The organism is Ramlibacter cellulosilyticus (assembly GCF_014297465.1).
Taxonomy (GTDB): domain Bacteria; phylum Pseudomonadota; class Gammaproteobacteria; order Burkholderiales; family Burkholderiaceae_C; genus Ramlibacter; species Ramlibacter cellulosilyticus.
In genome coordinates this window covers 1-14177 of record NZ_JACORT010000008.1, presented here as the reverse complement: position 1 = coordinate 14177, position 14177 = coordinate 1, and the positions used below count along the sequence as shown (strand labels likewise).

Annotated in this window: 13 protein-coding genes; 2 read left to right on the top strand and 11 right to left on the bottom strand. The window is 70.1% G+C overall.

From position 1 onward, the window contains the following. Window positions 1-22: 22 nt before the first annotated feature. Both H8N03_RS17705 and H8N03_RS17700 read left to right on the top strand, forming a co-directional pair. Window positions 23-619 carry a TRAP transporter small permease subunit gene (locus tag H8N03_RS17705; RefSeq protein ID WP_187077542.1) on the top strand — a complete coding sequence of 199 codons (597 nt, stop codon included), beginning with the start codon at window positions 23-25 and terminating at the stop codon, window positions 617-619. 22 nt (window positions 620-641) lie between these two features. Further along, complete coding sequence (locus H8N03_RS17700; RefSeq protein WP_187077541.1) at window positions 642-2435, top strand: TRAP transporter large permease; 1794 nt, start codon at window positions 642-644, stop codon at window positions 2433-2435. A gap of 32 nt (window positions 2436-2467) precedes the next feature. Here the strand turns inward: H8N03_RS17700 and H8N03_RS17695 are convergent, their stop codons facing one another. The 11 genes from H8N03_RS17695 to H8N03_RS17645 form a co-directional block, all read right to left on the bottom strand. Further along, on the bottom strand, window positions 2468-2803 hold the full coding sequence (locus H8N03_RS17695; RefSeq protein WP_222623033.1) for a Na+/H+ antiporter subunit G: 336 nt from the start codon (window positions 2801-2803) through the stop codon (window positions 2468-2470). A gap of 10 nt (window positions 2804-2813) precedes the next feature. Continuing rightward, window positions 2814-3083 (bottom strand): K+/H+ antiporter subunit F, encoded by a 270-nt coding sequence (locus H8N03_RS17690; protein ID WP_187077540.1) that lies wholly within the window; start codon window positions 3081-3083, stop codon window positions 2814-2816. Beyond that, a complete protein-coding gene (locus H8N03_RS17685) occupies window positions 3080-3598 on the bottom strand; it encodes a Na+/H+ antiporter subunit E (protein ID WP_187077539.1) in 519 nt (172 codons plus the stop codon). Before H8N03_RS17685 ends, H8N03_RS17690 begins: the two co-directional genes overlap by 4 nt. Next, window positions 3595-5196, bottom strand: a complete 1602-nt coding sequence (locus tag H8N03_RS17680) for a monovalent cation/H+ antiporter subunit D (protein WP_187077538.1) — start codon at window positions 5194-5196, stop codon at window positions 3595-3597. Before H8N03_RS17680 ends, H8N03_RS17685 begins: the two co-directional genes overlap by 4 nt. A gap of 58 nt (window positions 5197-5254) precedes the next feature. Next, entirely contained in the window at window positions 5255-5521 is a 267-nt protein-coding gene (locus H8N03_RS17675; protein WP_435531674.1) for a Na+/H+ antiporter subunit C, read from the bottom strand. A gap of 65 nt (window positions 5522-5586) precedes the next feature. Continuing rightward, window positions 5587-8406, bottom strand: coding sequence for a monovalent cation/H+ antiporter subunit A (locus H8N03_RS17670; RefSeq protein WP_187077536.1), 2820 nt, complete (start codon window positions 8404-8406; stop codon window positions 5587-5589). Window positions 8407-8579: 173 nt separating this feature from the next. Then, window positions 8580-9989, bottom strand: coding sequence for an enolase C-terminal domain-like protein (locus tag H8N03_RS17665; protein WP_187077760.1), 1410 nt, complete (start codon window positions 9987-9989; stop codon window positions 8580-8582). Beyond that, window positions 9982-10833 (bottom strand): sugar phosphate isomerase/epimerase family protein, encoded by an 852-nt coding sequence (locus H8N03_RS17660; protein ID WP_187077535.1) that lies wholly within the window; start codon window positions 10831-10833, stop codon window positions 9982-9984. Before H8N03_RS17660 ends, H8N03_RS17665 begins: the two co-directional genes overlap by 8 nt. A 9-nt stretch (window positions 10834-10842) precedes the next feature. Next, window positions 10843-12378 carry a tripartite tricarboxylate transporter permease gene (locus H8N03_RS17655; RefSeq protein WP_187077534.1) on the bottom strand — a complete coding sequence of 512 codons (1536 nt, stop codon included), beginning with the start codon at window positions 12376-12378 and terminating at the stop codon, window positions 10843-10845. Between the two features lie 6 nt (window positions 12379-12384). Then, window positions 12385-12906, bottom strand: a complete 522-nt coding sequence (locus H8N03_RS17650; protein ID WP_187077533.1) for a tripartite tricarboxylate transporter TctB family protein — start codon at window positions 12904-12906, stop codon at window positions 12385-12387. A gap of 10 nt (window positions 12907-12916) precedes the next feature. Then, complete coding sequence (locus H8N03_RS17645; protein WP_187077532.1) at window positions 12917-13921, bottom strand: tripartite tricarboxylate transporter substrate binding protein; 1005 nt, start codon at window positions 13919-13921, stop codon at window positions 12917-12919. Between the last annotated feature and the right edge of the window lie 256 nt (window positions 13922-14177).

The following is a 14177-nucleotide window of genomic DNA, read 5'->3' as shown; positions in this document are numbered from 1 at the left end:
CTCGGCCTCCGACGGAGACACCATGCGCGGTTTACTCAAGCTCTCGCGAGCGATCGACGGGCTGAACGCCCTGGTCGGCAAATGGGTGATCTGGCTGATCCTCGGTTCCACCGTCATCAGCGCCCTCAATGCCATCGTGCGCAAGGCCTTCAACACCTCGTCGAATGCCTACCTCGAGGTGCAGTGGTACCTGTTCGCCGCGGCCTTCCTCCTCGCTTCCGGCTACACGCTGCTGCAGGGCGAGCACGTGAAGATCGACGTGGTGTCCAGCCGCCTGTCGAAGCGCAAGCAGATCTGGATCGACATCATCGGCTTCCTGTTCTTCCTCACGCCGATGTGCCTGGTGATCCTGTGGTTCGGCATCCCCTTCTTCCTGCAAGGCTTCCGCTCCGGCGAGATGTCGTCCAACGCCGGCGGCCTGGTCCGCTGGCCGGTGTACCTGATGATGCCGATCGGCTTCGTGCTGCTGCTCCTGCAGGGCCTCTCCGAACTCGTGAAACGCATCGCGTTCCTGCGCGGGCTGATCCCGGACCCGACGGTCAAGGTGGTGGCGAAGACGCCCGAAGAGGAGCTCGCCGAGGAGATCCGCCGCCAGGCCGAACGCGCCGCCAAGGCCTGAGCCCCCGACGGAGACAACAACAATGAGCTTCATCGCACAGAACCTGGCCCCGATCATGTTCGCGGGCCTGATCGTGTTCCTGCTGTTCGGCTTTCCGGTGGCGTTCAGCCTCGGCGCGTGCGGCCTGTTCTTCGGCTTCATCGGCATCGAGATGGGCGTGCTGCCCGAGTCGCTGCTGCAGGCGCTGCCGCTGCGGATCTTCGGGATCATGCAGAACGACACGCTGCTCGCCATCCCGTTCTTCACGCTCATGGGCCTGATCCTGGAGCGCAGCGGCATGGCGGAGGACCTGCTGGACACCATCGGCCAGCTGTTCGGCCCGGTGCGCGGCGGCCTGGCGCTCGCCGTGATCTTCGTGGGCGCCCTGCTCGCCGCGACCACCGGCGTGGTGGCCGCGTCGGTGATCTCCATGGGCCTGATCTCGCTGCCGATCATGCTGCGCTACGGCTACGACCGGCGGCTCGCATCGGGCGTGATCGCCGCGTCCGGCACGCTGGCGCAGATCATTCCGCCCTCGCTGGTGCTGATCGTGCTGGCCGACCAGCTCGGTCGCAGCGTGGGCGACATGTACAAGGGAGCCTTCATCCCCGGCTTCATGCTGACCGGCATGTATGCCGCGTACGTGATCGGTTGCGCGATCTTCAAGCCCCAATGGGCGCCGGCGCTGCCGCTGGAAGCCCGCACTATCCGCGAGGACAACGGCAAGGCCGGCATCCCGTCGCTGCTGGTGCTCACCGCCATCTCCGCCGGCCTGGCCATCTACCTCGGCGAGAACTGGGCCCGCGTGGTGAGCTGGTGGAAGGGCGAGGTGGTCACGACCGTGCCGACCGACGAGACCATCGTCGTCTCGCTGTGCGCCGGCGTGCTGTTCGCGTTCGTCGTCGCCCTGGTCAACAAGGTCACCGGCCTGAAGCTGCTGTCGCGGATGGCCGAGCGCGTGACCTTCGTGCTGATCCCGCCGCTGCTGCTGATCTTCCTGGTGCTGGGCACGATCTTCCTCGGCATCGCCACGCCGACCGAAGGCGGGGCCATGGGCGCCATGGGTGCCCTCATCATGGCGATGGCGCGCGGTCGCCTGTCGTTCTCGCTCCTGAAGCAGGCGCTGAACACGACGACGAAGCTCTCCTGCTTCGTGGTGTTCATCCTGATCGGCTCCACCGTCTTCAGCCTCACCTTCCAGGGCGTCGACGGCCCGCGCTGGGTGGAACACCTGCTCACCAGCCTCCCCGGCGGCCAGCTCGGCTTCCTGATCGTGGTGAACGTCCTGATCTTCTTCCTGGCGTTCTTCCTGGACTTCTTCGAGCTGTCCTTCATCGTCGTGCCGCTGCTCGCCCCCGTGGCCGACAAGCTGGGCATCGACCTGATCTGGTTCGGCGTGCTGCTGGGCGTGAACATGCAGACCTCGTTCATGCACCCGCCCTTCGGCTTCGCGCTGTTCTACCTGCGCAGCGTCGCGCCGGACAAGGAGTACGTCGACAAGCTCACGCGCAAGCCGATCGCGCCGGTCACCACCATGCAGATCTACTGGGGCGCGGTGCCCTTCGTGATCATCCAGATCATCATGGTCGGCCTGATCATCGCCTTCCCGGGCATCGTCTCCCACGACGTGGAGCAGAAGGTGGACCTGGACAAGGTGAAGATCGAGATGCCCACCGACGTGCCCGGCCTGCCGTCGAACGACCCGTTCGCCACGCCCGGGAACGACCCCTTCGCCAACCCGGCGCAGCCGGGTGCGGACCCGGCCTCGGCGCCGACCTCGTCGGAAGACGAGGAGCAGAAGAAGCTCGACGAGCTCTTCGGAACGCAGAAGAAGTGAAGCAAAGGGGCCCCGCGGGGCCCCTTCTGCTTTCAGTCGCGCTCGATCTCCCGCGGCACTTCGGCCGTCGACCGCACGCGCAGGTGCAAGGCCGCCTGCGCGAGCAGGCTGGCGGACACCGGCGCGGTGATGAACAGGAACAGCGTGATCAGCAGTTCGCGGCCGGCCCAGGCGCCGTGCGACCAGTGCCACAGCACGCTCGCGAGCAGCACGCCCCCGACGCCCAGGGTCGAGGCCTTGGTGGGCGCATGCAGGCGCATGAAGAAATCGCGGAAGCGCACGAGCCCGATCGCGCCCACCAGCACGAAGGCGCCGCCCACGACCAGGAGCGCCGCCACCACGGCCTCCACCACGGGGTGCAGGTTCATCTTCCTCTCCTCATTCCACGACGTCCCCGCGGGCGACGAACCGGGCCAGCGCCACGGTGGCGATGAAGCCCAGCATCGCGATCACCAGCGCCGCCTCGAACAGCAGGTCGCTGCGAAAGCGCAGCCCGAGCAGCAGCACGAGCGCCACCGTGTTCACGTACAGCGTGTCCAGCGCCAGCACGCGGTCGGTCGCCTCGGGGCCGGCCAGCAGGCGCCAGCCGGCGAGCGCGAGGGCGATCGCCACGCAGGCGATGGCGAAGTCCAGTGCCCAGGCGATCATCCGAAGATCTCCTGCAACGGCCGTTCGTAGCGCTCCAGGATCTCGGCCACCACCGCGGCCGGGTCGCCGGCGTCGAGCGCATGCACGTGGATGCGGCGCCGCTCCTCGTCGATCACGCAGGACACGGTACCCGGCGTCATGGTGATGATGGTGGCGAGCAGGCCGAGCGCCCGCGGGTCCTGCAGGCTGGAGTCCACCCGCAGCCATGCCGGGCGCGGCTCGCGCGTCGGATCGAGCGCAAGCCGCGCGACGGTGAGGTTCGCGCGCACGATGTCCCACAGCACGCAGGCGGCGAGGCGCAGCATCGCGGCGCCGGCGCGTACCGGGACGACGGGCGTGTCGATGAAGTCGTGCGCGATCCACGGCAGCACCAGGGCGAGCACGGCGGCCCAGATCCAGTGCACCGGCGCGAGCGAGCCCTGCAGCAGCAGCCAGCTCGCGAACACCACGGCACTGAGCCAGGGGTGCGCCAGCCAGCGGCGGTCGCCGGCGGGGGTATGGGGTGTCGTCTTCACTTGCCTGCTCCCAGGGCGTCCTGCGCCCGGTAGGGCCGCACCGTGCCGGCGCCCAGCGCCGGCCCGAGCACGGCGCGCGCGGCGCCTTCGCGGTCCTGCAATTGCCGGGCGGCGGCATCCGTGTAGCGCTTCATCGGCCCGGCCCAGGCCGCCAGCGCCACCATCATCGCGATCAGGGCCAGCGTCGCGGCCAGCAGCCGCGGGCTCGCGCCCGACGCGCCGCCGCTGCGCCCCGGCTCGACGGCCCAGAACAGCAGGCTGCCGGCGCGCGCCAGCCCCACCAGCGAGAAGAAGCCCACGAGCAGCACGATGCCCCAGACCCACGGCGTCGCGTCGCCGCCGACCGACTGCAGGATCATCAGCTTGCCGAGGAAGCCGGGCAGCGGCGGCAGCCCGATCACGGAAGCGGCCAGCAGCAGCAGCATGGTCCCGAGCAGCGCGGGCTGCGCCACCGGCCCCGCGGGCTCCAGCCGCTCGCCCACCTCGCCGCGCTGCGCGCCCACGAGTTCGGAGAGGAGGAACAGCGCGGCGATCACCAGCGTGCTGTTGATCGTGTAGTACATGGCGGCGGACCATGCGCCGGGCGTGAACAGGCCGAGCGCGGCGAGGATGATGCCGACGGATGCGATGTTCAGCCAGCCGACCAGCCGCGGCAGCGTGCCGGCCGCCAGCGCACCCAGCGCGGCCACCACGCTGCTCGCGAGGGCGAGGGGCAGCAGCCAGCCGGCGACCAGCTGCGCGGACGCACCCGCCGAGTCGCCGAAGATCACCCCATGGACCCGCAGGATGGCGTACACGCCGACCTTGGTCATGAGCGCGAACAGCGCCGCCACCGGTGCGCACGCAGCCGCGTACGTTCCCGGCAGCCAGAGATGCAGCGGCAGCAGCGCCGCCTTGAAGCCGAACACCACGAGCAGCAGCATGCCGCCGGCCTGCAGCAGGGCCGTGTCGGCCGCGGGCACCTGCCCGACGCGCAGCGCCAGGTGCGCCAGGTTCAGCGTGCCGGTGGCGGCATACACCAGCGACACGCCCACCAGGAACAGCGCCGACGCCGCGAGGTTGAGCACCACGTAGGGCACGCCGAAGCGGAAGCGCTCGCGGCCCTGCGCGTGCACCAGCAGCACGTAGGAGGCGATGAGCAGGACCTCGAAGAACACGAACAGGTTGAACAGGTCCCCCGTGACGAAGGCGCCGTTCAGGCCCATGAGCTGGAAGTGCAGCAGCGCGTGGAAGTGGCGGCCGTGCGCGTCCCACCCGCCGCTCGCATACACCGCGACCGGCAGCGCGATCGCGGCGGTGAGCAGCACCATCAGGGCGGAGAGACGATCCACCGAGAGCACGATGCCGAAGGGCGCGGCCCAGTCGCCCAGGCGGTACACGCGCCAGGTCCCGTCGCCGGCATCGAGCGCGAGCTGGATCGCGGCGAGCAGCCCGATGCCCGCGGAGACGATCGACACCGTGCGTGCGCGCGTGAGCGCCGGCTGCCCGTGGCCGCCCGCGCCGTCCCCGAGCGCCAGCAGGACGGCCGCGGTGAACAGCGGCAGCAGCACGGGCAGCACCGCCAGGTGCTGCTGCACGAGGGTCGCGAGCGCACTCACTGGACTACCCTCCGTGCTGCGCACTGCGGGGCTATGAGCCTTGGGGCGGCCCGGCGGCTCATGGCTTCTCCTCGCCGTCCACGTGGTCCGTGCCCGATTCGTGGCGCGAGCGCAGCGCCATCTCGATCACCAGCCCGGTGGTGGCGAAGCCGATGACGATGGCGGTGAGCACCAGCGCCTGCGGCAGCGGGTCCGCCACGCTGCCCCCGGAGACGATCGGCGGCTGCGCGACCCACAGCCGGCCCATGGCGAAGATGAAGACGTTGACGGCGTAGCCGACCAGCGTCAGCCCGAGCACCACCGGGAAGGTGCGGCCGCGCAGCATCAGGTACAGGCCGCACGCGGTGGTCCAGCCGATGCCGGTCGCCACCAGGAATTCGAGCGAGAGGCTCACCGCGGCGCCTCCTTGCTCACGCTGCCCAGCATGGAGAACAGCAGCATCGTCGCTCCCACGACCGTCACGTACACCCCCAGGTCGAACAGCGCCGCGGTCGCGAGGCCCATCTCGCCGAGCACCGGCAGCACGGGATGCGCGTACGCGCTGGTGAGGAAAGGCTGGCCCGCCACGATGGCGCCCACGCCGGTGAGTCCCGCGATCGCGAGGCCCGTCGCGATCCAGAGGCTGAAGCGGCGCGGCGCATCGCCGCCCAGCCGCGCCTCGGCTTCCGCCTGGCCGAGCGCCATCCACTGCAGCAGCAGTGCCGCGGCGGTGATGAGGCCGGCGATGAAGCCGCCGCCGGGCAGGTTGTGCCCGCGCCAGAAGATGTACGCGGAGACCGCCAGTGCGAGCGGCAGGATGAACGCCGCCGCGAGGCGCAGCAGCAGCGAAGGCCGCGCGAACGACCACGGCAGCCCGCCCGCATCCGCGAGCGGCCGGCGGACGCGGAAGCCGTCCAGCATGGCCAGCACGCCCACCGCGGCGATGCCCAGCACGGTGATCTCCCCGAAGGTGTCGTAGCCGCGGAAGTCCACCAGGATCACGTTCACCACGTTGGCCCCCCCGCCCTGCGGCACGGCGTTCGCGAGGAAGTACCAGGAGAGCGATTCGTGGTCGCGCGTGAGCGCGAGCCAGGCGAGCCAGGCGACACCTCCGCCGCCCGCCGCGGCCAGCACGGCGTCGCGGCCGCGCCGCAGGCTGCCCGATTCGCGCGGGGTGGTGGGCGGCAGCAGCGCGAGGCCCATCAGCAGCAAGGCGGTGGACACGACCTCCACGGAGAGCTGCGTCAGCGCGAGGTCGGGCGCGGACAGCGCCTCGAAAGCGAGCGCCGTGACGAGCCCGATCACGCCGGCGAGCACGACGGCGCGCAGCCGGTGCCTGTGTCCCAGCACCAGCCCGCCACCCGCGGCGAGCACCAGCAGCCAGAGCACGATCGCGAGCGGCGTCGCGGGCAGCAGCGTGCGCGTGCCGGTCGCGGCGCTTGCGCCTTCACGCAGGAAGGGCCACGCCGCGGCCACCACGCCGGCGCCCACCAGGAGGGCCGCATAGCGTTGCAGCGACCCGTTCTCGGTCAGCGACGTCAGCTTGCGCGATGCGCCCAGCAGGCCTTCCGTGGCGTGCGTGAACAGCAGGCGTCCCGTGACGCGGCGCGGGTGGTGCAGGTGCAGGCGGAAGTTGCGCTGCAGGGCGGCGTACATCGCCACGCCGGCGGCCGTCGCCGTCATGCTCATGGCGAGCGGCACGTTGAAGCCGTGCCACAAGGCGAGCTCGTGCGCCGGGGGGTGGGCATGCAGGACCGCCGTGGCGGCCACTTCGACGAGCGGACCCAGGGTGGCGGCGGGCATCACGCCCACCAGCACGCACACCACCACCAGCAGCGCCACGGGCAGCTTCATGAACAGCGGCGGCTCGTGCGGGTGCGGGTTCGGCAGGTCCTTCGGCTCGCCGTTGAAGAACACGTCGTGGATGAAGCGCACGGAGTACGCCACGGAACACGCCCCCGCGAACGTCGCGACCACGGGCACGATCCAGCCCCAGGCGCCGCCGCCCGCGCGCAGCGCCTCGTCGAAGAACATCTCCTTCGACAGGAAGCCGTTGAGCAGCGGCACGCCGGCCATGGCCGCTGCCGCGACCATCGCGAGCGTCGCGGTCCACGGCATGAAGCGCATCAGGCCCGCGAGCTTGCGCATGTCGCGCGTGCCGGTCTCGTGGTCGATGATGCCCGCGGTCATGAAGAGCGAGGCCTTGAAGGTCGCGTGGTTCAGGATGTGGAACACGGCCGCGACCTTGGCGAGCGGCGAGTTGAGCCCCACGAGGAAGACGATCAGGCCCAGGTGGCTGATCGTCGAATAGGCCAGCAGCCCTTTCAGGTCGTGCTTGAACACGGCGACGTACGCCGCGAACGCGAGCGTCAGCAGGCCCGCGCCCGAGACCCAGAACTGGAACAGCTCGGTGCCGCCCAGCACCGGGTACAGCCGCGCGAGCAGGAACACGCCGGCCTTCACCATGGTCGCGGAGTGCAGGTACGCCGACACCGGCGTCGGCGCCGCCATGGCCTCGGGCAGCCAGAAGTGGAAAGGCAGCTGCGCGCTCTTGGTGAAGCACCCGAGCAGCACGAGCGCGAGGATGACCGGGTAGTGCGGGTGCGCGCGGATCACGTCGCCGCGCTGCAGCAGCTCGTGCAGCTCGTAGCTGCCGCCCGCCTGCCCCAGCAGGATGATGCCGGCAAGCATGGCGAGCCCGCCGCCCCCGGTGACCGCCAGCGCCATGCGCGCGCCGGCACGGGCGTCGGCGCGATGCCCCCAGTACCCGACCAGCAGGAAGGAAGAGACGCTGGTGAGTTCCCAGAAGACGACCAGCATCAGCAGGTTGTCCGCGAGCACCACGCCCAGCATGCCGGCCATGAACAGCATCAGCTGCGCGAAGAGCTTGCCCGGCGGGTCCTTCTCGCCGAGGTAATAGGCGGCATAGAGGATCACGAGCACGCCGATGCCGGTGATCAGGAGCGCGAACATGAGCGCCAGCCCGTCGAGGCGGAAGCCGATGTTCAGGCCGATGTCGGGCACCCAGTCCAGGTGCAGCAGCAGCGTGCGCCCCTCGAACACGGCGGGCGCCAGGGCGGCGAGGAGCATCAGCGAGGCCAGGGTGACGAGCCCCGCCGCCCATGCGGAGGCGCGCTTGCCGCGCGGTGCAGGAAGGCGTCCGGCCGTCCATGCGAGCACCACGCCGGGCAGCAGCGGCAGCAGGACGACGAGGGCGAGCAGTTCGGGCATGGAGCGGCGGACAGGAACGAGCCGCGCGGCGGCCCGACCTGCGCGTCAACCTGCCCGCGAAGGCGGACACCCTGCGAGGGAGTCTAACAGCCGTGACGCTGGGGTGCGCTGCGCGCAACCCAGCCTACATGGGAGACGCCGTAGGCTGGGTTGCGCGAAGCGCACCCCAGCACTCAGATCGCGCGCATGGCCCCGAAATCCGGCAGGGCCCCGCTCGCGAAGCCCGGCGTGTCCAGCGACGCGAGCGCGATCTCGCCGTCGCGGATGCGCAGGCGCACCGCGCCGTGGCTCTCCTCGTAGACGTCCGGGTGCGCGCGCAGGAAGGCCTGCTGCTCCGCCTGCGGCAACGCGGCCATCCCGTTCACGTAGTGGTGACCGTTGCGCTCCACGTGCGTGACGCCCAGCAGGTTCACCAGCGCCAGGTCCTGCTGCACGGAAAGGCCCGCCTGCGTGGTGAGGTCCTCGGCCGAGAGGAAGTAGCGTTCTCCGCCCTCTTCCCGGTTCCAGGCCGCGCAGCGCGCGGCATTCAGCACGGACTTGTAGAAGCCCTTGCAGGTCTTGGACGAGATGCCCGCGTAGCCACGCGCACGGGCCTGCACGAAGGTCTCCAGCTCGCCGTCGGACTCGTCGACGATCACCGGCTTGCCGAAGTCGGCGGCGCGCAGGTCGACGTCCAGCGCCAGCTTGCGCGCGATCGGCTGCTCGATGAAGAGGATGGATTCCCACAGCCGCCGCAAGGCGGGGCGGCCCTGGATGCCGCGCACGAGCGCCTGCACGCCCTCGGCGCTCTCGTACTGCTCGTTGCCGTCCAGCGAAGCGAAGTACGGCTGCGGCGCGCGGTCGAGGACGGAGGCGATCGCCTGCAGGCGGTCGAGGTCCGCGTCGACCTTGCCGCCGACCTTCAGCTTGAAGTAGCGGTGGCCGTAGGCGCGCACCACCTCTTCCAGTGTCTCGGGCAGGCCGTCGCCGACGCGCTCCTGCTGGTCGGCCGCGGTGATCGCATCGACCAGTCCCACCGTGTGGCGCGCGTGGATGCGTTCCGCGGGACGCAGCGCGCGCAGGAAGTCGTCCCAGGCGAACCCGGCGAACTGCGGATGCGCGTCGCCGATACCCGCCAGGTTGTCCTGCATCGCGGCGTAGAAGGAGATGCCTTGCGCGCGGCAGACGGCGTCGAGGATCGCGCGGTCCACCAGCGCGGGCCCGTAGCTCGCGAGCAGCGGGTTGAAGCCCTGCGCGCCGGCGGCGCGCTGGTGCGCGTCGTGGTGGCGCGCGAAGTGGCCGAAAGCGGTCGCCGGCGCAGCGTCGGAGAGGTACGCGTCGCGCGCCAGGCGCAGCACGGCGCGCAGCTGCCCGAAGTTGTCTTCGTTGGACAGCGCGAGGTTCTTGTCGAACCACTTGGGCGCCATCAGTTCCGCGGCGGCGCCCCAGGTGCTGCGCCCGTCCGGCAGCACGACCTGCACCCGGGCGAACGCCTGCGGTGCCTCGCGAAGCGTGACCACGCCGAAGCGGAAGGGCATGCGCAGCGTGACCGGCCGCTCGTACAGTTCGATGGCCCGCAGCGTGACGCGGGGCGCTTCAGTCATTGGCATGCAGGCCTTTCAGGACGCCGCGCAGGTAGCCGATGGACCAGGCGGCGCAGCCGGGACCGTCCGGCACGTAGTCGAAGGGCTCGACACCGATGATGCCGGGGAAATGCCCTTCCGCTTCGGACCAGGCCAGCGCATCGAGGATGGGCGCGAAATCGAGTTCGCCCTGGCCCGGTCCGCGCCGGTTGGGGTCGTTCACCTGCACGTGGCCGATGACGCCTTGCGGCATCCACTTCAGCAGCAGCTCATCGACGGGCAGCGCTTCCGCCTGGCCGGCGGCACTGCAATCGACCATGGTGCGCAGCGCGGGCTGGCCGATCTCCTCCACCATCCGCACGCATTCCCCGACGGTGTTGAACAGGTCGGTCTCGCGCGGCGACAGCGGCTCGAGGCAGTAGGTGACGTTGCAGCGTGCCGCCGCCGCGGCGGCGCCGGAGAGGCAGTCGCGGGCGCGTTCCCATGCCTGTTCGCGCGTGCTGCCGGCCGGAACGCTGCGCTGCTTCGGCGAGCCGTGCACGAGATAGCTGCCGCCGAGCGCCGCGCACATCTCGACCAGGCGCGCCACCACGGTCTTCGTGCGCTGGCGCAGCGCGGCGTCCTCGCTCACGATGGAGAGCCCCGCGGGCGCGACCAGCAGCCAGTGCAGGCCGAAGATCCGCAGCCCGTGGTCCTCCGCGGTGCGCCGGATCTCGGCGAGCTCCGCGTCGGTGAGTTCCATCGGGTCCGCCGCCAGGGTGAACGGGGCGACCTCCAGGCCGTCGTAGCCGAGGGCGGCCGCCAGCTCGCACTGCCGCGCGAACGGCAGCGGCTGCAGCACCTCGTTGCAGAGAGCGAATTTCATGGCGCGAGCTTACGCCCGCCGCGCGAACAGCATGCGCAGGCCGCCGAACACCCAGGCCTTGAACCGCTGCACCGCCGCCTTGAACGGCTTGATGTACAGCAGGATGGTGAAGATCGTGACCGCGGCGAACGCCATGGCGATGGGCCGCGTGAAGAAAGGCAGGATGCTCCCGTCCGACAGCACGAGGCCGCGGCGCAGGCTCTTGTCCAGGAGGTGTCCCAGCACGAGGCCCAGCACCAGCGGCGCCATCTCGTAGCCGCGCCGGCGCAGGAAGAAGGCGCCGATGCCGATGGCCAGCATCATCCAGATGTCGAACAGCCGCGAGGCCGTGGCGAACGCGCCCACCGTGCAGAGCAGGAACACGATGGGCATCAGGATGCTGCGGCGCACCTTCAGCACGTGCAGCAGCGGGCGCACGCCGAAGAGGCCGAACAGCAGGATCGCGATGGAAGCCAGCGTCGTCATCGCCACGACGTGGTAGACGAAGTGCGGGTTCTGGATCATGAGCATCGGCCCCGGCTGCACGCCGTGGATGATCATGGCGGCCATCAGCACCGCCGACGGCGCGGAGCCCGGGATGCCCAGTGCGAGGCACGGGATGATGTGGCCGGGGATCGACGACATGTCGCCGGTCTCGGCGGCCATGAGGCCGTCGATGGAACCCTTGCCGAACTGCTCCGGCTCCTTGCTCGACGCCTTGGCGGCCGCATAGGACATCCACGCGCCCGCGTCCTCGCCGACGCCGGGCAGCAGGCCTGTCATCACGCCGATGATGCCGGAGCGCAGCACCGTCCACCGGTACTGGATGATTTCCTTCCAGCGTGGCAGCACGGAATCCTTCAGGTCCGCGATCTTCCGTTCGACGGGATCGGCGAGCGTGGTGAGCACCTCCGCGAGGCCGAAGGCGCCGACCAGCGCCGGGATCAGCGCGATGCCGCCCGCGAGCTCGTCCCAGCCGAAGGTGAACCGGTCGTAGGCGTAGAGCGTCTCCTGCCCCACCTGCGCGAGGAACAGGCCCAGCAGGCCCATCAGCCAGCCCTTGAGCGGGTCGCCGCCGACGATGCTGCCGGAGAGCGTCACGCCGAACAGCGCGAGCCAGAAGAACTCGAAGGCGCCGAACTGCAGTGCGACCTCCGCGAGCAGCGGCGTGAACAGCGCCAGCGCGATCACGCCGATCAGCGTGCTCACGAAGGCGCCGGAGGTCGCGATGCCGATCGCGCGGCCCGCCTGCCCTTGCAGCGCCAGTGCATAGCCGTCCGCGCACGATGCCGCGTTGGCCGCCGTGCCCGGGATGTTCAGCAGGATGGCCGTGCGCGAGCCGCCGTACAGCGCGCCGACGTACGAGCAGATCAGCACCAGGATCGCGTCGTTGGCCTGGAGCTTGATGGTCAGCGTCGTGAGCAGCGCGATCGCGAGCGTCGCCGACAGCCCCGGCAGGATTCCCATCACGATGCCGACGAACGCCCCGCCCAGCCCGTACAGCAGGGTCATCGGGTTCATGAAGCTCCAGTAGGCGGAGCCGAGGTCTTGCAGTCCTTGCAGCATGGGGGATCAGGGAAGGCGGACCAGGAACAGCTTCTCGAAGGCGAGCCAGGTGATCACGGACGACAGCACGCCGATGACGAGCGACTGGACCCAGGCCTTCGCGTCGAGGCGGCGTTCGTCGGGGTCGCGGCTCAGGCGACGGAAGACGAGGATGGACGCGGTGACGTAGACCGTGGACGCGATCCAGAACGGGATGCCGTGGCCCACCAGCACGATGCCGTAGCCGCAGCACAGCGCGATGGCGATCCAGACGCGCTTGCGCGTCTCGCGGTCCTCCGCGCTCGCGGGGGGCAGCGCCTGCGCCAGCGCGCCGCGTCGCAGGCTGCGCACGCCGAGCACCGCCCCGAGCAGGATCATCGCGATCCCGAGCAGGCCGGGCAGCAGGCCCGGCACGGTGACCGGGTTGATGTTCTGCCGCTCCAGCCGGTCCATGGTGATGGAGCCCACCAGCACCGCGATGCCGAAGGCGATCCAGCCGATCGCGTCCTTGAGGTCGGACCGCGGATGCGCCAGTTCGGCGTCGTTCATGCGGTGGTCCTCAGGGCTTGGGGATGCCGACGGTGTCCGGCGCCACCTTGGTCTTGCCGCTCGCATGCAGGTTCCACGCGTTCGCCTGCACCGCGGGCCACACGGCCTTCTGCGCTTCCTCGCCGGCCAGCGGGTTGAACAGCGCGCCGCGGCTGGTGGCGTACTTCTTCAGCGCCTCGCTCTTGACCATCTGCTGCGTCCAGATGCGCTCCACGGTCTTCACCACGTCGTCCGGCACGCCCTTCGGGATGAAGATGCCGAAGTAGTTGGCCGGGGCCTTGAAGCCGGGCAGCGTGGCGGACAGCGCGGGGATGGTGCCGTAGCCTTCCAGCTCCAGCGGCTTGTCGCTCACGGTCGCCAGCGGGCGCAGGCGCTTGCCGCGGATCATGTCGGCCTGCTCAACGGCGAGCTGCGTGGTCAGGTCGGCTTCACCGGCGACGGTGGCCACGACCGCGGGGTTGCCGCCGTCGTAGGAGACTTCCTTGTACTTCACGCCGGTGGCCTTGACGATCTCGTCCATCGCGGCGTGCGCGGCGGACGTCACGCCGGCGGTGGCGACGCTGATCTGCCCCGGCTTGGCCTTCATGTCGTCCAGCAGTTCCTTGGCGTTCTTCCAGGGACGCTGCGGGTTCACGCCGATCACCTGGATGTTGGCCACGTTGAGGAACAGGTGCCAGTCCTTGATGCTGGTGTTGACGGAGCCCAGCGCCTGGTAGGCGCCGAGGTCCTGCGCGGCGCCGGCGGTCCAGGTGTAGCCGTCCTTGGGCGCGTCGAGGGCGCTCTTGGTGCCGATCGCGCCCGAGGCGCCCGGCTGGTTCACGATCACGATGGTCTGGCCCAGCGCCTTCTCCAGTTCGGCGGCGGCGACGCGGGTGACCTGGTCGGTGGAGCCGCCGGCGGCCCACGGCACGATCAGGTTGATCGGGCGGGTGGGCTTCCAGTTCTGCGCGGCGGCAGGGAAGGCGGTGGCCAGGGCCGCGGTTGCGGCGATCGTGAGGAAGAAGCGCTTGTGCATGGTTGTCTCCGGTTTAATTCTCCAAATGGTTAATTAGAGGGAGGGAGGCGGGGGCTGTCAACACGGGTTCGCCCTGAAAAGCTGGGGTGAGCTTCGCTCAACCCAGCCTACGGACGCCGGTTCCGCGCAACGCCGTAGATACTGTTATCCAGGTCAAGCGGCGTGAAGCGCCGGGTTGAAGGGTTGGCCCGACTTCAGGACGCCGTATGCGATGGCGACGAGCTTGCGCATCACGGCGCCGATCACAAGCATCGGC

Bases quoted from the DNA above. Each gene is read 5' to 3' on its own strand.
- H8N03_RS17705 (WP_187077542.1), top strand. From the start codon at position 23: ATGCGCGGTTTACTCAAGCTCTCGCGAGCGATCGACGGGCTGAACGCC.
- H8N03_RS17700 (WP_187077541.1), top strand. From the start codon at position 642: ATGAGCTTCATCGCACAGAACCTGGCCCCGATCATGTTCGCGGGCCTG.
- H8N03_RS17695 (WP_222623033.1), bottom strand. From the start codon at position 2,803: ATGAACCTGCACCCCGTGGTGGAGGCCGTGGTGGCGGCGCTCCTGGTC.
- H8N03_RS17690 (WP_187077540.1), bottom strand. From the start codon at position 3,083: ATGATCGCCTGGGCACTGGACTTCGCCATCGCCTGCGTGGCGATCGCC.
- H8N03_RS17675 (WP_435531674.1), bottom strand. From the start codon at position 5,521: ATGCTGCGCGGCCGCACCTTCCCGGTGGTGCTCGGGCTGACGCTGGTC.
- H8N03_RS17670 (WP_187077536.1), bottom strand. From the start codon at position 8,406: ATGCCCGAACTGCTCGCCCTCGTCGTCCTGCTGCCGCTGCTGCCCGGC.
- H8N03_RS17665 (WP_187077760.1), bottom strand. From the start codon at position 9,989: ATGACTGAAGCGCCCCGCGTCACGCTGCGGGCCATCGAACTGTACGAG.
- H8N03_RS17660 (WP_187077535.1), bottom strand. From the start codon at position 10,833: ATGAAATTCGCTCTCTGCAACGAGGTGCTGCAGCCGCTGCCGTTCGCG.
- H8N03_RS17655 (WP_187077534.1), bottom strand. From the start codon at position 12,378: ATGCTGCAAGGACTGCAAGACCTCGGCTCCGCCTACTGGAGCTTCATG.
- H8N03_RS17650 (WP_187077533.1), bottom strand. From the start codon at position 12,906: ATGAACGACGCCGAACTGGCGCATCCGCGGTCCGACCTCAAGGACGCG.
- H8N03_RS17645 (WP_187077532.1), bottom strand. From the start codon at position 13,921: ATGCACAAGCGCTTCTTCCTCACGATCGCCGCAACCGCGGCCCTGGCC.